General features: G+C 57.4%; 21 protein-coding genes. 1 reads left to right on the forward strand and 20 read right to left on the reverse strand.

The genetic code is table 11. The features are described 5' to 3' along the window. Positions 1 to 54 precede the first annotated feature (54 nt). From CAY53_RS02125 to CAY53_RS02180, 12 genes are all read right to left on the reverse strand, one after another. The gene (locus CAY53_RS02125) at positions 55 to 636 is read right to left on the reverse strand and encodes a hypothetical protein (protein WP_146106371.1); all 582 of its coding nucleotides are present in this window, start codon (positions 634 to 636) and stop codon (positions 55 to 57) included. A 21-nt stretch (positions 637 to 657) separates the two neighbouring features. Continuing rightward, a complete protein-coding gene (locus CAY53_RS02130) occupies positions 658 to 1,353 on the reverse strand; it encodes a hypothetical protein (protein ID WP_017866028.1) in 696 nt (231 codons plus the stop codon). Then, positions 1,350 to 2,138, reverse strand: a complete 789-nt coding sequence (locus CAY53_RS02135) for a lytic transglycosylase domain-containing protein (protein ID WP_104935731.1) — start codon at positions 2,136 to 2,138, stop codon at positions 1,350 to 1,352. Before CAY53_RS02135 ends, CAY53_RS02130 begins: the two co-directional genes overlap by 4 nt. Continuing rightward, a complete protein-coding gene (locus tag CAY53_RS02140; RefSeq protein WP_104935732.1) occupies positions 2,135 to 4,378 on the reverse strand; it encodes a zincin-like metallopeptidase domain-containing protein in 2,244 nt (747 codons plus the stop codon). The genes CAY53_RS02135 and CAY53_RS02140 overlap by 4 nt, the downstream gene beginning before the upstream one ends. Positions 4,379 to 4,381: 3 nt before the next feature. Further along, complete coding sequence (locus CAY53_RS02145) at positions 4,382 to 4,585, reverse strand: hypothetical protein (RefSeq protein WP_104935733.1); 204 nt, start codon at positions 4,583 to 4,585, stop codon at positions 4,382 to 4,384. Between the two features lie 18 nt (positions 4,586 to 4,603). Further along, positions 4,604 to 5,158 carry a conjugative transfer signal peptidase TraF gene (traF, locus tag CAY53_RS02150; RefSeq protein WP_104935734.1) on the reverse strand — a complete coding sequence of 185 codons (555 nt, stop codon included), beginning with the start codon at positions 5,156 to 5,158 and terminating at the stop codon, positions 4,604 to 4,606. Beyond that, positions 5,155 to 7,149, reverse strand: a complete 1,995-nt coding sequence (locus tag CAY53_RS02155) for a type IV secretory system conjugative DNA transfer family protein (protein ID WP_104935735.1) — start codon at positions 7,147 to 7,149, stop codon at positions 5,155 to 5,157. Before CAY53_RS02155 ends, traF begins: the two co-directional genes overlap by 4 nt. Continuing rightward, positions 7,146 to 8,315, reverse strand: a complete 1,170-nt coding sequence (locus CAY53_RS02160) for a TrbI/VirB10 family protein (protein ID WP_219842707.1) — start codon at positions 8,313 to 8,315, stop codon at positions 7,146 to 7,148. Before CAY53_RS02160 ends, CAY53_RS02155 begins: the two co-directional genes overlap by 4 nt. Before the next feature lie 11 nt (positions 8,316 to 8,326). Further along, positions 8,327 to 8,830 (reverse strand): hypothetical protein, encoded by a 504-nt coding sequence (locus CAY53_RS02165; RefSeq protein ID WP_146106372.1) that lies wholly within the window; start codon positions 8,828 to 8,830, stop codon positions 8,327 to 8,329. Positions 8,831 to 8,955: 125 nt separating this feature from the next. Beyond that, positions 8,956 to 9,858: a P-type conjugative transfer protein TrbG gene (trbG, locus tag CAY53_RS02170; RefSeq protein WP_104935737.1), complete on the reverse strand. Its 903-nt coding sequence runs from the start codon at positions 9,856 to 9,858 to the stop codon at positions 8,956 to 8,958. A 13-nt stretch (positions 9,859 to 9,871) separates the two neighbouring features. Beyond that, a complete protein-coding gene (locus CAY53_RS02175; protein WP_104935738.1) occupies positions 9,872 to 10,567 on the reverse strand; it encodes a VirB8 family type IV secretion system protein in 696 nt (231 codons plus the stop codon). A gap of 101 nt (positions 10,568 to 10,668) precedes the next feature. After that, the gene (locus tag CAY53_RS02180) at positions 10,669 to 12,153 is read right to left on the reverse strand and encodes a type IV secretion system protein (RefSeq protein WP_104935739.1); all 1,485 of its coding nucleotides are present in this window, start codon (positions 12,151 to 12,153) and stop codon (positions 10,669 to 10,671) included. 27 nt (positions 12,154 to 12,180) lie between these two features. Here CAY53_RS02180 and CAY53_RS12450 point away from each other — a divergent pair, with 27 nt between their 5' ends. Next, complete coding sequence (locus CAY53_RS12450; RefSeq protein WP_146106373.1) at positions 12,181 to 12,630, forward strand: hypothetical protein; 450 nt, start codon at positions 12,181 to 12,183, stop codon at positions 12,628 to 12,630. A 54-nt stretch (positions 12,631 to 12,684) separates the two neighbouring features. On the opposite strand, the gene CAY53_RS02185 is transcribed toward CAY53_RS12450, so the two are convergent. From CAY53_RS02185 to CAY53_RS02225, 8 genes are all read right to left on the reverse strand, one after another. After that, positions 12,685 to 13,494 carry a hypothetical protein gene (locus tag CAY53_RS02185; RefSeq protein WP_146106374.1) on the reverse strand — a complete coding sequence of 270 codons (810 nt, stop codon included), beginning with the start codon at positions 13,492 to 13,494 and terminating at the stop codon, positions 12,685 to 12,687. A 509-nt stretch (positions 13,495 to 14,003) separates the two neighbouring features. Next, positions 14,004 to 16,415, reverse strand: coding sequence for a VirB4 family type IV secretion/conjugal transfer ATPase (locus CAY53_RS02195; RefSeq protein WP_104935742.1), 2,412 nt, complete (start codon positions 16,413 to 16,415; stop codon positions 14,004 to 14,006). Further along, complete coding sequence (gene trbD, locus CAY53_RS02200) at positions 16,412 to 16,723, reverse strand: conjugal transfer protein TrbD (RefSeq protein ID WP_104935743.1); 312 nt, start codon at positions 16,721 to 16,723, stop codon at positions 16,412 to 16,414. The genes CAY53_RS02195 and trbD overlap by 4 nt, the downstream gene beginning before the upstream one ends. 24 nt (positions 16,724 to 16,747) lie before the next feature. Then, entirely contained in the window at positions 16,748 to 17,068 is a 321-nt protein-coding gene (locus tag CAY53_RS02205) for a TrbC/VirB2 family type IV secretion system protein (RefSeq protein WP_017865411.1), read from the reverse strand. Further along, on the reverse strand, positions 17,065 to 18,042 hold the full coding sequence (gene trbB, locus CAY53_RS02210; protein WP_219842708.1) for a P-type conjugative transfer ATPase TrbB: 978 nt from the start codon (positions 18,040 to 18,042) through the stop codon (positions 17,065 to 17,067). Before trbB ends, CAY53_RS02205 begins: the two co-directional genes overlap by 4 nt. Positions 18,043 to 18,080: 38 nt before the next feature. After that, positions 18,081 to 18,566 carry a hypothetical protein gene (locus CAY53_RS02215; protein ID WP_104935744.1) on the reverse strand — a complete coding sequence of 162 codons (486 nt, stop codon included), beginning with the start codon at positions 18,564 to 18,566 and terminating at the stop codon, positions 18,081 to 18,083. Further along, positions 18,563 to 19,501 carry a Rha family transcriptional regulator gene (locus CAY53_RS02220; RefSeq protein WP_342752456.1) on the reverse strand — a complete coding sequence of 313 codons (939 nt, stop codon included), beginning with the start codon at positions 19,499 to 19,501 and terminating at the stop codon, positions 18,563 to 18,565. The genes CAY53_RS02215 and CAY53_RS02220 overlap by 4 nt, the downstream gene beginning before the upstream one ends. Next, entirely contained in the window at positions 19,498 to 20,262 is a 765-nt protein-coding gene (locus CAY53_RS02225; protein ID WP_245874847.1) for a nucleotide-binding protein, read from the reverse strand. The genes CAY53_RS02220 and CAY53_RS02225 overlap by 4 nt, the downstream gene beginning before the upstream one ends. Between the last annotated feature and the right edge of the window lie 39 nt (positions 20,263 to 20,301).

Raw genomic sequence — 20,301 nt, forward strand, 5'->3', positions numbered from 1 at the left:
AAGAATGAGAAAGTGATTTTTCTTCCAGAGATGAACGACTCCAGGAAAAAATGCTTACCACACCGTCTGCGACCATGCCCTGAAAGAAAGCATTTGCCCTTTTTCCGACAGCAAATCCTGAGTGGTCAAATCATTAAGGGCATCAGATGGTGTCGTCATAAAAAAAGTCCGGCAAAAACAGCCGCAAAAAACCAGTTCTTTCAGAAAGGAACGTGCATCTGCCGGAGAAAGAAAGAGTTCGTGATAGCGGAAAAATGGCGTCCAGGCGTCGCTGCCCATGTCATCCATAACCATGGAGGAAAAATCTGTTTCCTTCCTGATTTCTATTTCAAAGAACAGATTACCCTCGGCGCGGTTGTACTCCTCAACCAGTATTCTGCCCCACATCTCATTAAGCGGCGGCGAATAGACACGCAACCTGGCCGACATCATGCCATGTTCACATGAAATTTCGCGAGTAACAAACCTGGCCAGAACCAACCCCCTGTCATGCCCGCCAGCACCGTATTTTTCAAATGCCAGCGTAAGCCGCCCCTGCGGCGTACCGAGTAATTCGCTTTGCCGACGTTCGGCCATGGCCGCTTCCGAGTCGTCCTGCAGGAAATTCTCCACCATCTCTTCCAGTTCCACGTCCATGATCTCCTTCTCCATTACCTGTCAGCTGAACATCCTGCGAAACCAGCCCTTTTGGGCCTGCTTCATGGAGATGTATTCCAGTTCAGGCAGATGTTCCGCCAATTGCATACGATCCCAGGACCACTGTGTCTGCCGCGCACAGTCGCTTATGTGTATCCGCGTTTCATAGAAGTCCCGATTCCAGCCCGGCCCATCTTCGCGCCGGACACCTTCCCTGTGAGCCGCAATCCGCCAGCTTGCCCCTTTCACCACACTGAGACGCAGGAAAAGGTCATAAAACAGCCAGTCCACCACGTTCTCTGCCAGACAAACCCGATGGATATAGGCATGGCCCGTGCTGTAGAGATGGCATTTGCCGATACAGGTGCGGTGATTGCCATCCTCGCCAACAAAGGTTTTGCCATCCCGCCGCAGAAAGTGCATGGACGGCAGACGGCTTGCTTCTGCATCCGTGTAATAGCCCGGATTACGCCGGAAGGCGCCAAGATTGCCTGCCATCCGTCGGCCTTTTGACAAAAAACCTCTCCAGGTCATTCCCCCGTAATCAGGATGCATGGTGCCGCAGACATCCCCCAGATTGACGCTGGCCTGATCAGACCAGTATGACGTGGCAACAAACTGTTGGGCAATGCCGTCAAGGGGCACATATTTTTCTATTTTCTGGTCAACAAAATACGGCACCTGGCCGAACAGCTCCCTGATCGCGTCGTCAGTCATGGCAGTCTCCGCACAAAGACAGGACGCTCTGGCTCCGGATTGTCCGGTATGGTGCGGGTGAAGACGGGCTGCTGGTATGACTGCCGGTACACCACCAGAGTGCCTGCTGCCGGCATTGTGCCGGCAGACCGGTCAAACGCCTGGCTGGTTTCCCCCTCTCCCTCCAGTCCGGGCACGGGCCGGACTGTCGTGCTGCCCTGGGCGGCTTCCGGACTCACTGTCCTGGCGTTTTTTTCTCTTTTGGCGTGGGCCAGTCCCCTGCTGCGCCGGCCTGGCGCGGCAGCAGACAGCTGCTCAGGCCCTCTTTCCAGCGTCCGGCGTACCAGGGCCGCATACTTCCTGCCCCTGACTGCGTCCGGAGAATGGTAGCGGGCAACGGCCGTCCAGGCATCCCCTGCCCGATCCAGTTCCTGCCTGAGTATCCAGGAGCCCAGCAGGATATTGGCTGCCGGATCAAACATGGCCTCCAGCGGGATCCCATAGCGCTTCAACCACCAGTTGTTGATCTGCATGAGACCGCAATCAAAACTCAGCCCTGCCGCATCGGCCCGCCTGGCCGCGGCCAGGGCCTCGTCCCGGCTGGCATGGATGTGGCCCCTGCCGGCGACGTTGAGCGCCCAGGGCGATCCGCCGCTTTCCACGCCGGCAATCGCCTGCGTCAATGCCACCGGAACGCCTGTCTCACGGGCAGCCGCCTGAAAATCCTGCTCGTGATCCGGTGACGCTGATGCCGGGACGGCGGGGTCTGCAAACAGGAGCAGGACACAGAGCAGAAACAGTTTCATCGTTCCTTCTCCGCCTCGACCTCATTGACTTTTGCCATAATGCTGTCCCGGACAGCGCCCAGGCCACGCGCCTGGTGCAGGTCGTTGAAGTCCGTCAGACGCCGCTCTTGCTCGCTTTTGGAGAAGTCGGCCACCACGACCTTCGCGCCCACTGCTGCAGCCGCTTCTTTGGCCTTGAGCACTCCAACATTTCTGTCATCACTGATTCTTGCGTCGTTGTCCGCACAGATGGTGAGCTTGACATGGGGCATCTGGCGCCTGATGGCCAAGGCAGCGTCCTTGATGTTGCCGGCATCAAAGGCCACGGCCACGGGCAGGCCCGTGGCCTGGTGCACGCTGGCCCCGGTGGCGTAGCCCTCCACCATCAAGATCACCTCGCCCTTCAGGGCGTCCTGATCCGGCAGAATTGCCATGGCCCCCTTTTTTGGACAGTCCTTCTCGTACCATTTGGCCCCGTCCTTGTTGATATACTCCAGGGTCTGGAGACGGCCCTGTCCGTCATAGCCAGGCACGAGCAGATTGCCGTGTTTGTCCTGACGCAGGTTGTAGGCTGCTACTCCTTTTCTGGTCAGATACGGATGATCCGGACTGGCCGGCTCCGCGTGCATCCATTTGGCATAGGCCCGCTTCATGGCCCGGGCCTGATCTTCTTTGCGGAGCTCTTCCCGGTCTGCCAGCTTTTCGGCCGACTCCTGGCGGAGTATTGCTTTTGCCTCGCTGGTCAGCAGATGGGCAGTCGCCAGCCATTTTCCCCTCTCACCGCTCCTGTAATTCTGCCACCACCCATTGGGCCGGCCATCCTCGTGACCACTGTATGCCCCGTCTTTCGCTCCAGGCCTGCCTCCTGCAACAGGTACCCGGTGGATTTGGCCGTCCATGACCGGATCGCCCTCGATGACCAGGCCCGCCGCACGCAGAACCTCGCCAAATTCACGGCAGGGATCGAGCACCGCAGGAGACTGGGTTCTGGATTTTTCCGGCACAGACAGCCATGGCTGCAATGGCTGCAAATCCGTTCCCGCCGGCGCATACCAGCGCTTTTCCTTCCCGTCCCACTTCGCCCCTGCTTCCCGCGCCTGGTCTTTTTCCACATACGGCACGTTCAGCCAGGTTTTCTCCCGTGCTGTCATTCGTTCTCCCCGGTGCTGCATGACGCCCTCGGTCGTCGCCATCGATACCGTTCTGTCGCTGGACAGGTGTGGAGCCAGTTTTTCAAAGATCATCCGCGCCTCTTCCGGCGTTGCATCCCCGGCAACCTGGATGTTTTCGCCGGCAGCGCTGTAATGCTCCGCACTCGGCCGCTGCGCACCCCGCTCTGTTGTCTTTTCCTTTTCCAGGCCCATGATGTATCCCCTGATCTGATCTGCATCCCGCGCAGCACGGATGATCTCCAGGGGATCATCCTCCAGAATCCTGATCCACGACTCGATATAGGCGTGATGCTGGCCGGGATCGTGGCCAATGCCCAGTTCCATGCCCAGCATGTAGCTGGCGATTTCGGCCCTGAGCTCCTCCCTGGCATATTCCGCGCTGCCAAAGGGATTGCCCAGGAGTTGCCGGTTCAGCCTGCTCTCATGCCCCGTCCAGTGCCCAAGCTCGTGCAGCGCCGTGGCGTAGTAGCCGTCCGGGCTGCGAAACTGTCCTTTTTCCGGCAGGTGGATCTCATCTGTAACTGGCCTGTAAAAGGCTTGATTCGCCTGATCATGAAAAATGGACGCGCCCGAATTTTCCAGCAGCCGCTCCGCTGCCTGGTGGCGCTCAAAGGCTGCATTCTCTCCGGCCTCCTGTTCCGGCAAGGCCGGCAGCCCATCGATCTGGCTGGCGTGGAATACTACCGCGTGGAAAACTCGAGGCCGTTCAAGGGAAATGATCTCGTAGCGTTTCCCGCCCTGCTCATCCAGAACAGGCCGGCCCTGCTCATCCCTGATCAGTCGGCGCTCTTCCTGTTTCCAGTACTGCACCAGAGTGCCGCGAGCGCCTTTCTTCACCTGAGCGCCCAATTGTTGGGCCTGCTTATACGTGCACCAACGCGGGTCTTTTTTGTCATATCCGTACTGCTGCATGCTGAGCCAGAGCTGATTGACGCCCCGGTACGGTTTGCCGGTCAGCGCATTGACAGGCGGGGAGGGCATCAATCCTGGCTCCCACGGATGCACCCAGGGCGCTGTCCCCCGCTCCAGCGCCTCGATTATTGTGGCCGCCACCTGCTCATGCCAGGGCCTGTGTTCCCTGTCTGCCATTGTTCACTCCTCGCCTGTGGCCACGCCGTTTTCCACGCCCATTTGGCTTTCCAGTGCGTCTTCCTCACTCATGGCGTTATCCGCAAATGCCCCCATATGCTCCGCCACATCCGGATCAACCGGGATCGGCATCCCAGGGTTCTCCATTGCCTCCCGCGCCACTGCTGTTGCCGCTGCATCCAGATAGGTCCATCTGCTCTCGTCCATGCTTTACCTCCTTCTTGTTCATTCAAATATCCAGACCGGCCGCACAACCTGCATGCCGGCCAAGGATGTCAGGCCGAAATAACGGCCGTCAAAACTGCCAGGATTACGCAGGGCCAGGGCCAAGGCCCTGCCCGGCGGTACGATTCCAGCCTGCAGCAGCGGAGCCGGTATGGGCCTGCCCCGGCTGTCCCGCCTCCGGGCCGCGCTGCCGGCAATGACCCGGCCGTTGATGCTGATGCTGCCATCCGCCTCGATGCCGATGTTATCCCCGGGCAGAGCATAGAGCTGTTTGCCTAGGGGCAGGAGTCCACCAGGACAGGGGCTGCCCCACCGGCTGCCTCCCAGATAGCCCCGTTCTTGGGACACACTGACAAAGGGCGCTGACTCCAAGCAGAAAAGAACCGTGTCGCCCAGCTTTGGCTCCACACCTATAAGCTGATACACACCCCGAGGCAGGCTTGGGGTGATATTGAGGCGATAGCCGCCGGCATACATGCCCACGCCCAGCAAGACCACCGTCACCACCAGAGACGGCAACATCAGCCGTGCCAGATCCCTGCCTGTCTTTTTCATGCCGCCTCCGCTATGTTTTCCGGCAGGTCTGACAGGTAGCGCAGATAGGCGCCAGCCGCAGTCTCTGCCGCTTCCGGGCCTGGAGCAGGCGCGACAGTCCCGCCCCTGTCATCATCCAGAACAAAGGGCTTGCCGTCCACAACCGGCAGGTTCCGGGCGCGTTCCAGAAAAACCGGATCAATGAAGTGCAGTATCTGCAGGCCATAGATGGGGCTGTTGCCCGCCGTGAAGATCAGCATCTCCCCTGGCTCGACAGGGCTGAAGCGCTGCCAGTACGAACTCTGCGCCCGGTGAATGCCTGACAGGCGCATACATTCGTCCGGAGTCAGCAGCGGCCGGGCCGTCTCCTGCACGCTGACGGACGAGCCGCTGCCGCCTCTGCCGCTGGACAGACTCTTCTTTCGCTGGACCACAGTGGTCGTGCCGGTGAGTTTGGACAGGTAGTCGGCAGTTTCAACCTGGGTTGGGGCATGAGCTATCCTGATGTGGCAGTTGGCCATCAGAGCGTTGTCCTGTCCATAGGCGGCGGAGAGCTGCCGCAAATCCTGCACGATGAAATAGCCCTTGATGCCGTAGCCCGCCATGTAGGAAATGGCCCGTTCCACGATGGCGAGCCGGCCCAAACTGGTAAACTCGTCCAGCATCAGCAACAGACGATGCCGCCAGGTCTTTTTCGTGCCGCCCTGACTGAACTCCAGCCGCTCAGTCAGCCGGCCCAGCAGCTGACTGACAAAGATCCGCAACAGCGGCCGCAACCGGTCAATGTCTGCCGGCGAAATCACCAGATACAGATTGATGGCCTGCTCACTGTCCATCAGATCGGCAATATGAAAATCACTGGCTCCGATGTTATGGGCCACCACCGGGTCGGTGTAGAGCGACAGATTGACTATGGCGGTGGAGATAGTACTGCCCAGCTCCCTGTCCGGAGTCTTGATCATGCCGCTGGCCGCTGAGGCGCAGTAGTTGTGCATGGATTCAGCCAGGGCTCTGTCCATATGAAACATCTCCAGCAGCATGGCCGTATGATCCGTGCCCGCAATCTGTTTGAACAGCGTCTTCTGGTTCCCCTCCAGGTCCCTGGGATCGCGCATGGTCATTATCACGTCGTACATGGTGGCATGACGCTTTTCCTCGTACAGTTTGACGATCATGCAGTGCAAAATGACCGCGCCGAAGAACGAAAAGGCTGCCTTGTTCCAGTGATCCTTCAAACCCTCGCCATTCGGGTCCAGCACCATGGATGCAATATTCTGAATGTCTGATATGCAACGGCCCGAGTTGATCCTGACCTCCTCCAGCGGATTGTAGCGGGTTGACTGGAAGCTGTCGTCCGCCGGGTCAAAGCGCAGCACCCGGTTGCCCTGACTGGCCAGCCAGCCGCTGGTATGGGCATGATTCTCACCCTTGATGTCCAGAACAACCGTGGAATCCGGCCAGGACAGGAGTGTCGGCAAAATGAGACCTACGCCCTTACCCGAGCGCGTCGGTGCAAAACACAAGATATGCTCCGGCCCGTTGTGCCGCAGGTAAAGCTGTTTTCTGGCTTTCCTGTCCCACCAGCCGCCCACGTACACGCCTTCACCCCCGAAATAGCCCATCTCTTTGATCTCCTGCTTCGTGGCAAACGACGCCGAGCCGTGCAGATCCCTGATCGCGCCCTGATTCCGGCTGGCCGCCATGCAGACAATAAAGAGCAGCAGGGGCACAGCTGCAAAAAAGGTCAGACTGTTTTCCAGCGTCCTGCTCACTGTCTCGTTTTTCCAGACCTCCGGAGGCCAGTTCCAGGCGGCAAACGGTGTGTACACGGCGTATCCATTCAGCGACAGCGGACTGCCCAGAGCCGCGTGCCAGCCGTATGCCTCGCCCACCTGGTGGCTGAACCAGAAGAACACGGCCATCGCCCACAGGCTTCCCAGGACCAGCGCCAGGCTGGGCCAGACCCTGCTGTACTTCTTTTCCCTTTGGTGTCCGTATTGCGGCTGCTTCACCGACCTGTCCTGTAAGGTGTGTAGGGTTCAGCAAAGGCCAGATCCTTTGTCGTGACCACGTTGAACTGATAGCCAGGCCGTATTTCCAGTGTGGGCGCGATCCCCAGGTTGCGCTGCAGAATCGCCATGGCGGCAGAGCCCATCTGGTTCGCCAGGGCGGTGCCCAGCTCATCCTGGAAGGTGGCGTCATCGCTGGAATCCTTGTCCAGTTTGTCCACCGCATAGGCTGTAGTGCCGATGACAGCGCTCATGAGAAAGGCTGTGCCGAAAATACGCACATAGTGGTTGTTCACCTGGTCGTGGAATCCGGAATAGCCGCTCATATCCGCCCCTGGCATGGCCCCCAGAGTCACGCTTGATCCGTCCGGAAAAATGATCCGGTTCCACGCAACCAGGGTGCGTTCCTGGCCGTACACCACGCGACTGTCGTACACTCCGTACAGCTTCGCCCCCTGCGGGATCAGCAGGTGCCTGCCATTGGCCGTGTTGTAGACGTTCTGACTGACCTGGGCGATCAGCACGCCTGGCAGGTCCGAATTGATGCCCGAGATCAGCACCGCCGGAATCACCGTGCCGGTCTTGATCTCCAGAAGACGCCCCTCTTCCCGCGTATAGCGCGACAGCCAGCCCGCATCGCCTGTGTCCGCGCGGGTGAAAAAGCCTTCCTTGTCGATGTTCGCGGCAGGGTCGTAGTTCTCGGAACCCGGAGGCTGCGCCGCCGCCCCGTCCTGTTCCCGGGGCATGCGGACGGCCGCTGCCGCCTGTCTGCCTTCAGCCCTGGCGGCGCCGCCACTCTGTTGCTTCAGCATGGGCGAAGACAGCGCGTTCAACAGCATTTGACGCCGCCTTTTGCGCAGCTCCTCCGCCTCCTTGTCCTCTCCCTCGCCCTGCACCACGACAACCACCGGCTTCTTCTCCACCACTTCCGCAGGCGGCGGCGGAGTCGGCGGCGGCAGAATCACTCCTGCGCCCTGACCCGCCACCAGAGCCCGCTCGTCAACCGTCACCTCAGGCGGCTTCTCCCTCCTCTTCCTTTCACTGTCATCCAGCGCATACATCAGTGCAGCCACGATCAGCAGAACCACGCCAATGCCTATATACATCGGCCGCCTGCTCATCGGGTTCTTCGGCGGCTGCGGCTGCAGGCTGTTCGGGGATTCCTGCATACGGGCACCTCCTATTCCATCCGCCCTTCGGCAAAGCCAGCCCGCGCCACCCCACGGCCGTCATAGACGCGGCTCACAATCCGCCGGACCTGCCGGTCAGCAACCTGCAGCCGCAAATACCAGGATTCCGGCTCATGCGGCTCTGTCGCCAAACGGTCGATCGTCCACGAAACCCGAGGGCTCTCGCCATCAGCCGCCGACACAATCCGGAATCCTGCCTGACGCAGTTCACTCTCAAAAGCATCGATGAATAGACGCGGTTCCGGCACGGCCAGCTGCGCAATCGGGGACTCCGCAGGCTGACCAGACTGACTCTTGCTGCCTTTGCCCTTCCTGCCCTTTGCCGGCGCAGAAACCGGTGTTTGGGCCTGGACCAGGCGCGCCGCCTTTTCCCCGGCCAGCCGCTCCCGGGCTCGCTTCACCTGCTCCGGGCTCAGCACAGGCTTCTGCAGATACAGCGCAGTCCGGCCTGGCGGGTACAGTACAGCCAGTCGCGCCATCGCATCCTTTGCCATAGCCTCCGATACTGCAAAAGGCAGCTGCTCATGAACATAGGATTGCCTTTGTTCCGGCACGCCCTGGCGGTGTGCGGCACAGCCCGAAAGGCCAAAACACAACCCAAAAACAATCAGTGCATATTTCATCGATCCCCCCTGTCGCCGGCGCCTGTGAAATGCCCCGGACTGCGGCGCGCCCCCTTCCGGTAGATGTCAACCCGTTCCTGTTCTTTCCCCACCCCAACCACCAGGGCAACCTGATCAAACACGCCGTCAACCTCCATCGTGTGCCCGCTCCTCACCCGGTAATTAACCAACACTTCCCGTTTCCCCTTCATCACCATCAGGGCCGGCATTTCTCCGCTGCCCGCACCTTCCGGCAACTGCACGTACATCTTCCGGCCGTCGTCATACACCCGCTCCGGCTTCCATCCCGATGCGCCCTCCACGTCGTAGGCGAAATTCAGCTTCGACAGGTCAACGTCATGCTCATCCGTCCGCCAGGTCTGCTGCTTCTTCGCCCGCGCCTTCGCCGCAGCCACCTGCGCCTGCAAATCCGTCTGATACGTAAAACCCACATAGGGCGTAATGTCGCTCGTCCTCGACAGCAGCCGCAGATGGTAGGCCCGCCGGTCTGTTGTGATGACCGCACTGGTCTCAAGCCCTGTGTCCACCGGCTTGATAAAGAGATGCGTGCTCTTCCCGGCTGTGCCAGGCTCGATCTGCCACCGCGCCGTGTCGCCCAGCACGATCTCATTGACCATCTCCCCAGGCTCCAGCTCGACATCCACTACCTGCAGCGGAGCCGCTATGATCGTTGGTATTCCACCCTCCGCTCCATGCACAAATACCAACTTCCCCCCAACCAGCGTGCCGCTGCTGCCCGTGCCCTGGCGTGCCAGCTGCCGTACCTGCTCCACTATCCACCGCTCCCGCTCCCCCAACGTGCCCTCAGGTGACAGCACATCAGCAGGTACGGCCGCCAGCGCCCGTTCCGACAGGAAAAAGGCCAGCAGAACCAGAAGTACAAACGCTTTTTTTTCCATTGATCGCTTCCTTTCAGTTCAGTCTTTTCGCTGTAGACAGATTGGTGATGTACACGCCGCCGGGGTTGGCCAACAGTACCTCCTCAGTCTGTGGAGGTATGAGTTCTATCGTGGCAATCGCTTCGTAATCCTGGCGGGACAGTTCATTGCCCTGCAGATTCCGCACCGTCTCCGTCCACTCCACACGGTAACTGCCCTGGCTCACCGGCAGCGGGATGCCGCGCACTTCTACGTTGACCAGGCGTCCCTGACGCGCCACCTCATAGGGGCTGTACTGCCCATACCATTCCTTCAGCATCCCCCGAGTAGCCCCTGCCACATGCAGGTTCAGACGGTTGATCATCTGCTTCTGTAACTCTTTGTCCACCGTCACCGTCCGCCAGTCCACTATCGTCTGCGCCACCGTCGCCTGCACCACCTTCTCCGGCGTATTCCCCCCCTGGTTCCGGATCTTCTCCGCAACCGCCTTGCCCAGGTCATCCACCGCCACAAAGTAGCGGTCTATCCGGTTGCGCGTCAGCTGGTACACATTGCCGGACAGAGACAGTACCGCCAGCACCAGCGCCAGGATCGCCGCTATCCGCCACTGGGCAGCCTGGGCAATGTAGGTCCCGTGCCGCTCCAGCCATTCCTCTTTCGCGTTCAGAAAGGGGTTGTCGCCCCGGCCGGTTGCCGCCTGCGCCTGTTGAACCTGTTTGATTTTGTTCATCCTGCCTGCCTGGTTTCTTTTTTTGCTGTGCTTTCCAATGAAATCTGGTATAAATTTATCAGAATTTCGGTCGGTTATAGGCTACAGCTCTTTGACATACCCTAGCTCTGCTTCAGCCTGTTTCGCTGGGGCGGCACGCCTGTTCTCCCCCTTGTTCCACCTGATCCGGCCGGCCCGTCCTGTTTCCGCTGTTTCGCAACTTCAGCCTCCGGATTCGTACGCCCTGATCCGGCCTGATTCGACGACTCAGACCTCTCAGCCCCCGCATTGCCGGTTCCGCTGCCTCCCGCCGCGCCCGTCATCACCGGCCCCCGGCCGGCAGCATTGCCCGAAGGACCTTGCGGCGCGTCCGCCGCATACTGGTTGCCCGTGTACCGGTTCGTGCTGTACGGATTGACCGCGCCGGTCTGCGCCTCGTGCATGTCGCGGGCACCCGCATCCATGCGCCGCATCTCGCCAACCGCGCTCGGCCCCATGCCCGCACGCCTTTCATCCTGCCGGGCTTCCTGATAGTTTTTATGCAACTGCCTGACCGTGCCGCCAAACCCGCCATGCCCTTCCAGGGCCGCTATCTTCTGCGCCCGGCTCACGGTGCCAATGCCGGCAGCAAGCGCGCCCGCCGCTCGCACCGGCGCGCCAACCACTGCAGCCGTGTTGGTCACCGTAGCCCTTGCTCCTCCGACCGCAGAGGCCATGCCAACACCGCTGCCTATATGCGCGCCGTTGACCAGGCCTGAGATGGCTTCGGCAAGGGAGTTCATAACAATATAGATGACAAGAGCTGTTATAAAAACAAGCGCCATTGTATGTACCCAGCCTTCTGGATGGGTAATATTGGTCAGACCTTTAATAAAATTCATGCCAACTGCTATAACCAGGTGCATGGCCAATAATTTCAACACCAGTGAGACTACATATTTCATCACTGCCAAAGCATAGTCATGCGCAAAAGATGCCGAACCAAAACCTAGAAGAATAACCCCTATGGACATGGTGAGATGTGTCTCGCAGATAACAACCAGTATTCGTGCAGTCATTATGGCAAGAACACAAAGAATCATCAAGCCGAGAAAGAATATTGCAAATGCTTTTCCACTTAAAAAATCAAAACCCTTGCACTGGTCTAAAGCTTTCCCCCACAAAATAAATGCTGTATCTATAGGCTCAAGGCTCAAACTTTTAATACCCATTGATTTTAATGTAATATTTCGTTCCATATTAATTAAAAATTCGGTCCATACCTCATACTTGATGATAGCTACATAGCAAAAGGTGGCGAAAATGATGGTCAGCAAAAAATCCTTTATCGCCTCACTCATATCTACCCGTCCAAGCGCCACACGCACCCCATGCAGGGCAACACTGATAAGTAAAAACAGTTTGAATATGTCTAATGAAAGTTTTCTGAATGAATCGAGATAGGTAGTGGCGTTATTTTTGAACGTTTGATATACTTCATACAAAATTCCAGTATTCGCTTCATCAGCAAAACAGGAATCAACCTGAACAAAAAATATGCAAATTAGTGCAATAAAGTATATATTTATTTTGCATATTGCGTTATACTTGCAGATGGTACGTTTCATTTATCAATCCTCATATGGAGTGCTGTTATGAAAAATGCGGTTTATTCTTTTATTATCATTTCCTGTTTTTTTCTTGTCTCCTGTCGAGATGCGCAAAAAGACCAAATTTCAAAACTATATGGATATTGGAAATGTGAACAGGAATTTTCTAATATGCTTACTGGCAGTAAATTTGGTTATGATACAATCGCCTTTACAGAAAAAGAAATGGATTATTCTAAAGATAGAAACATTTTAGTTATATATGAATTCAAAGACGGCGTTGTTGTTATCAAGGAGGCTGGAACAGATCGCATCATTGCCACTGCAAATTTTCTTGATAATAACACTGTTTCCATACCAAATAAGGATATCATGTGTGTCAATGGAAAATTTATACGTTCCAATGAGGCTGAATTTGCTCAATTACGCTCAGAATTCGGTAAAGTTAAATCCAGTTCTCCAACATTGGAAGCAGGGTATCCCCAAACAAAATGAAATATCCTTACTGATGGCTGGCAATGATGCTGTACCATTGCCAGCCATCTCTCCTCACCTCTGATACCCTGCCTTAAGTTCCAACTTGTTATTTGAATTGGATGTGATCCCTTCACTGTCAAACAGCACCTCAGCACGCTTACGGGCGTATTCGCTCTGTTCCGCATCCTTCAGCGCTTTCTGCAGAGTGATATTGCTGTTTTGTGCAACTATGCTTTCCAGTGAGCCGCTGATATTGGCCAGACGCATGATGCCCGTCAATGTGGCTAACTTGATATCCTTTTCACTGATTTCATCCTGCGCCAGCATGGTGTTGACATTGTCAGCCCAGTCTATATTGTCTTGCATCAGTGCCCTGGAATTGTCCAACAGTCCGATGCCTTTGTTGATTTCCTCGTAAAAGGTGCTGTGGGCATCATCGTACAGCTTGGATATCTCCTTGTTGATTTTGTTGACCTGGTCAATTGGGGTGCCAGCAGCTTCCTTGAACCATTCTGGTTTATGAAATATAGCAAAAAACATCTGCAGCTTGTTGGCAATGTCTGCAAATTGTGAGAACACACTGTCAACATCTTCCTTGATTGTTCGGATATCAGTAAATTCTTTGTTGGCCCATAATTCTGGATTTATAGCATCATTGAACTCAGTTATTTGTTTGATAATATCAGTATGTTCTTCGATATTCTTGGTATAATGTTTTATTCTCCCCAAATCCATCTTCATGAATACACGAACAGTATTGCCTGATTCTAATTGAGCATGAGTAATTTTATCATCAACAGGTAATCCTGTTGCATATGAAATCTGAAAATATCCCAGCGCTGCTGCCAATAGTGCAATAGAAAGTACATTCCCTGTCTTCATGGGTTTTCTCCCTGATTAATGGTTGGTATCTGCCATTATCGCCTGCATTTACATGGCGTTTCATTGGCCACCTTTCTGAGAGCATCAGTATTATTGCGGTTAAGACCCTGAAATCAGCTTTCAGCCGTTGCTCCATCAGATTCAGCCGGAACCAGTGTCTGGTGCTTTGGGCGAGGTCCGGAGAATGGAGATAAAAGCGCAGGGTATAAGTGCCATCGAACATGCCTTTGACTTCCCAGAACACGCGAAGCCGGGGCAAGTTGGCCATTGAGTCCTCGCGCAGGGCCTTTTCCAGAGCAGCGGCGAACGCAAGAGGCGACTCGAACATGACGTAAGGCGGGCTGCAGGGGCAGACATGTCCCTGGCATGAGGCAATAGTCCGGACGCCGGCCACCGCATTCAGTGCCTCACACAATGGCCTGATATTCGGCTCGATGCAGCCCTTCATATCCCTGATTCTCGCCATTGCTTTCATTTTGCTTTGGAGTTTTTTTCAATTATTTTAATTATTATGCAGCCCCACGTTCTTTAAGCCATTCTTCGCGCCAGGTGTCCGGATATGCAGTCATCAGGGTCTGCAACCGGGCGATGCTGTCCCGGTCAGAGGCCCCCACAAAGGCCAGGGTTTTCGGGCCCAGAGCCAGCTGCACCCGACGCCTGCCGCTGGGCTGGACAAGGTAGTAATCCAGCTTGGGCGTCATCTGTCTGATGATGCCAATCTGCCGGTCGTTCAGCCCCATCTGGCGGTACAGACGCAGCGGCTGCTCATCTTCGGCCGCATGATTGGCCAGATAGTATTTGGTCAGGCAGGACTCCACCAGCATATCCATGATGCCGCTCTTCTCCGCATCTGAAATGCTTTGTGTCGCCATCACCACTGCACAGTTTTTGCGCCTGAAGGTTTTGAGCCACTCCCGAATCCGGTCTCTGAACACCGGATGGCCCAGCATGACCCAGGCTTCGTCCAGAAGCAACAGGGCCGGCTGGCCCTGCAGCATCTTCTCGATCCGGTGGAAGAGATAGAGCAGCACCGGAATCAGGTTGGCCTCGCCCATTTCCATCAGGCTCTCGATCTCGAACACCACAAATCGGGACAGCTCCAGGCTGTCCGTCTGGGCATCGAGGAGGTGGCCCATATCCCCGGCCTGGGTGTAATGCCTGAGCGCCTGGCGCAAATCCTGATTCTGCAGCACATGGCAGAAGTCGGTCAGAGAGCGCATCGTTGGCGGATTGTGCCTGAGCGTATCGAGTGTCTGGTGGATGGCGTTCCGGTGCGCCGGCAGAACCGGCATCTTCTGCAACTCCGCAAGACCTGCGATCCAGTTCGCTGTCCAGGAGAACTCCTCCTCCGACTCGTCAATCCGCTGCAGCGGCGCAAAGGACAAAGCCCCCCGGCCAATGTCGTAGTGATCTCCGCCGGTCCCGTGGGCCAGGGCAAACATGGAAAGTCCCTTATCGAACACAAACACCGACGAATTTTCGTAGGCCCTGAACTGTGCGGCGATGAGCGCCAGCAGGGTGCTCTTGCCGCTGCCTGTGGGGCCCAGAATCAAAGTATGGCCCAGATCGCCCTCATGCAGGTTCATTCTGAACGGCGTGTTGCCGTCCGTGGTCAGCACTGCCAGACATCGGGACTGCGGCGGATAGTAGGGACAGGGATTATGCGGCAATCCCGTCCAGACGCTGGAGAGCGGCAACATATCAGCCAGATTGAGCGTATTGATGATCGGCCGTCTGATGTTGGCATGGCCGTTCCCCGGATGACTGCCCAGCCAGGCTTCCATGGTGTTGATCGTCTCTATCCAGCCTGAAAAGCCCAGGGACATAAACAGACGCCGTACCTCGCGCGACATCTCTTCCAGCGTCTTTTTGTCCTCGTGCATCAGCACCACGCCGGCAGAGAGAAACCCGGCGCGCACCGCCCCCGAACGCACCTCGGTCTCCGCCTGCTCCGCGTCCTCGTGCATGTTCTGCGCATCCCGGTTGATACGCGGATTCTTCCGGCTCAGAAGCTGGTCGATCACTCTGGTCATGCTCTGCTTCCAGCCCTTCCGGTAGCGCTCTATCTCCCTGATGGCGCTCCACTGGTCGAGAAACTGATACCTGATCGAAAAACGGAAGGGCATGGGCAGACTGTCAAACTTGGACAGCATGGCCGGCCATGATTCCGGCGGAAAATTGCCTATGGACACAAAGCTGATGTATCGCTCGCCCAGCCTGGGCGTGGTGCCGTTCAGGGAGAGATCGCCCGCGCCCAATACAGCATCGAGATACATGGGCACAGCCGACACCCGGATGGGCTGCCCCTCGCCGCTCAGACAGAGCTGCAGGTGGCTCAGCAGGTCGGAAGACTGAAAGGTGTCGCCGCCGCTTGTCATCTCGTGCTCCCGCAACCGCTCCATGCGCAGCACGCTGGCCAGCACATCCTCCACCTGCTGCAGGGTGAGCCGGAAGTACTTCAGCGTCTCGTCAGCCAGCGAGGCCTCCGCCTCCGCGCTCCTGGCCTGGCGGGCCAGATGCGCTGCGGCAATGTCCGGCTTGTAGGTCAGGCACATGACCGTATCCGTCGAGTAGCACCAGTCCGCGCCAAAATAGGCCCGGCGCTCGTCATCGATCATCTGCGTGACTGGGTCCGGATACCGGCTGGACTCCTCCGGCGGATAGGCCCGGCTGAATTCCCGGCTGGCAGACATGTGCAGCATCCAGCCATTCCCCAGTACGCGCAGGGCTTCGTTGGCCTTGCCGCTGATCCAGTCCATCTCGCTGTACGTCGAGCTGGCCGTGTCCAGACCCCGTACCCGCCAGCCGGCTACCAGGCTGCCGTCCTTGCACTCCACCACGCCAGGCGCGGCCAGCCGCTGCCAGGGCAGCAGATCCGGCAGGCCCTGCGCGCGCGTTCTGTAGCCCCTCAGACGAATCATTTCCCGTATCCCCTGCGTTGCCAGTACGAGCTGCGGGCCGGGTAGTAACTCTGGTATCTGATAAACCTGAGCCACACCTTGGTCATGCTGGGATCAAACCTGGCCATCTGGCGAAAAATATAAACCACAGCCACATAAAACGAGATGGCCAGCAGCACCGTAGGCCAGGCCGCATCAACCGCGCCAACCAGTCCGGTGATGATGGACAAAAGCGCCGCACACATGACCGGCTCACGTTCACCGCCCATCACCTGCTCCGGACGATGCAGACTGGGGTGAATCGGTATCGATCTCGGTTCATCCGCCATTGCCTCACCTCAATAACCGCACTCTCAGATGACCGCGCTGCTGAAGCTGAACAGGGCGTCAACAATCGTCACCGCAAAAACAATGAAGCAGATGCCGAAAACCACCTGCAGCATGAGCTTGAAGCCATCTGCCATGTCCTGCCGGGCAAAGATGAAAACAATGCCGCAGCAGGCCATGCCGGCAATGCTGATCATTTTGCCCCATTTGCCGGTTATGACCTTGGTGACTGTTTCAAAGACCCCGCCCATGCCAAAGTCGTCGGAGGCCATAGCCAGCTCCGGCATCAACATCGCGATAACACCAAAGAGCACTAAAAAAAGAATCTGAATCCTGTTCGTCTTCATGCCGCTTCCCTCTTGTTGTAGAGATACACTTGTTTTGTGGCATAGCGCTGGTCACGCGCGTTATAACCGGTCACCTGCATGACTTCCGTTATACGCCGGCCGGCGTTGCCGGAAGCCCTTTCGATATGCACAACCAGATCTATAGCCTGACTGATAAGTCGGTTTTTAGGCGCCGATGTCGCCTCGGCCACCAGTTCCTCCAGACGGTACAGCCCGTCTTCCGCTCCATTGGCATGAATCGTGGCCACGCCGCCAGGGTGGCCGGTGTTCCACGATTTCAACAATGCCAACGCCGCGCCGTCCCGCACCTCGCCGATCAGTATACGGTCCGGCCGCACCCGCATGGTCATACGCAACAGTCTGGTCATGTCCACTGTGTCCGACGTCCTGAAAAACTGCGTGTTCGCCGACAGGCTTTGCAGCTCTCTGGTATCCTCCAGAATCACCAGGCGGTCGTCAGGGCACAGCCCGGAAAGTTCCCGGATAAGCGCATTGACAAAGGTGGTTTTGCCCGTGCCCGTGCCCCCAACCACCAGCAGGTTTTTCCGCGCTGCAAGTGCCTCCCTGAAAACAGGAATAAGCGAAGCCGGCATGATCCCGCTCCGCACGTATGCGCCCAGGTCAAAAACCTGACTGGCCCGCTTCCGGATCGCAAACACCGGTGATGTGCATACAGGCGGCAGCACCCCCTCGAAACGGGAACCGTCCAGCGGCAGCTCCCCTTCAACGATTGGATTCTCCGACGTGACCGTGGTTTCCAGGGCGCTGGCTACCAGCGAGACGATCAGCCGGCCCTGTTCGGAGGCCATCGCGCCCGCCTCCGACAGCTTTTCCCCCAGCCGCTCGATCCACAGCCGGCCATCGCTGTTCAGGATGATCTCGATCACCAGGGGATCATGCAGCGCCGCCATCACCACCGGGCCCAGGTTGTACTCGAGATTGGCCAGCAACCGCGTATCTACCATTCCGGACATTTCGCGGTCCTGTTGGTTATGAGGCGTTCCAGCATTCCTCACCTCCCATGTAAAAGAAAGAACACGATCAGAACGATGTTGAGCAGCGCACTGACCGTGGCCACCAGCCCCCACCAGCGGATATTGGCCTGATGCTGCTGCAGCGCGGCATTCTGCCGCTCCATGCCCTGCCTGTGCGCCGCCAGGCCGGCACTCAGCGAATCGACTGCCGATGCGGTCAGGGTTTTGCCCAGATCATCTGTGATCTGTTTGACCGAGTCCACAAAACCGCCGGTCTTCTCGGCCATTACCTGTGCCAGCGCCCTTTTATGCCGTTCCATCAGCCGCCTTTCTTCCTCCAGAAAGGCGTTGCACAGCGGCACCATCATCAGAATCGGATCGTCAGGGCTGACAATGACCCGGCTCTTTTCCGCCAGTCTGCTCGCCAGTTCCTCATAGGACAGCCCCACTCCGTCAGGCAGCGCCGGCATGGCCGGAGGCGTGGCGGAGGAGGATGCCGCAGCGTTTGCGTGTTTGTCGTTCATGACTGCCCGTCGCCACCATCCAGCCGGCGCGCTCCGGCAGCCGGTCCGGACATTCTGCCGTCCGCCTCCTGGGCGCGGCGTTTGATCTCGTTGATGGTCATGGTCTGCGCCAGGTGCTGGTGCAGCATGTTGTAGGCAAGACCCGCAATGCGTTTCGCTTCCCCGCTGGTCGCGCCGATGATGCTCTCCATGCTGACCCCGTATTCCTCCTGCAGGAGTTCGTAGATGTCCCTGTCCCGCGAGTATCTGAACTGGGCGCAGGCCTCCACCAGGCGCCTGATCGCCTCGATCTGCTCCTCCGTGGCCGGCTGCGTGTCCTTGTCGGAATGGATGATTGCCCGCTCCAGAAAGTCGGACAGCTCGCTAAACTGGTGCTGGCCCAGTTCGAGGTCTTCGAGACGGCGCAGCCGGCCCACAGCGCAGACCGCAGATTCAGCCGCCGCAAACGGCATCTCCTCCAGCATCGCCCAGTAGGCGGCCAAAGCCCGCAGCGTTTTCGCGGCCCGCTGATTGCGGATGGCCTCCGCTTCGGTTGGCGGCGTCGGGCAGATATGCTCCAGAGCCTGCGTCAGACCCCCTATCCAGATCTTTTCCTGGAGCAGTGTCTCCTCCATCCGGTTGAAGGCATCGATGTAGGCTTCTTTCCAGATGGCCGCCTTCCTGCCGGTAAATCCCATGCAAAGAAGGCTGAACCCGTCACGGGTCATCTCGTAGTAGGTGAACTCCTGCCCACGATAGGTGAATTTTAGTTGCGCAAAATTGCGCACCTTAAATTCCTGAGAACAGTCAAGCAGATCAATTGCCCGAATTACGTCCCGATGCTGTTTGCCAAATTTCCTGGCAATATCTCTGGATGACGCCGTGACCTTGCCGTCCTGGACGGTCAGAACCGGATCAGAATGCATTGGCTTTTGATTACTCATGGCACGCCTCATTCTGTTTTTTCAGTATTTTCAGCGTATTCCGCATCAGTCAGCCCAGCCAGATCGAGCTCCTGGCACATCTCATGCCACCAGATTTTCAACCGCTGCCGGGTCATGACGGGCAGAACGGGCAGGGTCTCGCCGGCAAGTACTGCGGCAAAGGTCTGGTGCCGCGAAAACAGTTCCTCCAGATCCCTGCCAAAGGTCTGCGCCGATTTCAGCGGCACGTGGATCAGGGCCGCAATCTGGTCCCGGTGCTGCTTATAGGCCTTGAATTCCTCGAATGTTTTATTGTCTGTCGCAATTTCACCGAAATAGCGGTTCAGCCACACCACCAGCCGCACTGTAAAATGACTGGCCAGCGAGACCAGACCATCGGCCGTGTCCTTCATGCCCTGACCCCCGGTGATCACTGTGTGGATCAGTACCCGCATCCCGGAAGATTCCAGAAAATCAACGGTTTGATTCTCCTTGAGATACGAACTCAGTGGGACAAAGGTGGCGGCCCCGTTGTCCACAACTACATCGCCTGATGCGGTCAGAATTTCCTCAATGAGCTGATCGAATCTGCGACGGTCAATATCATCGCCCTGCAGCAGTTGCAGCTCTTTCACCGGCAGGTCTTTGTAGCCAGCCAGAGTGTGATTGATCGGATCGGTATCAAAGGCCGTTATTTCACGGCCACGCTCAATCAGGTACTGGCAGAGCACAGAGGCAGCCAACGACTTGCCAACCCCGCCTTTGCCCTGTAATATCAGATGAATGGTTCGCATCAGATGTTCCTGTCATAAATCAGTGTGCCATGACCCGAC

Origin of the sequence: Desulfobulbus oralis, from assembly GCF_002952055.1 — a bacterium.
GTDB classification, from domain to species: Bacteria; Desulfobacterota; Desulfobulbia; order Desulfobulbales; family Desulfobulbaceae; genus Desulfobulbus; species Desulfobulbus oralis.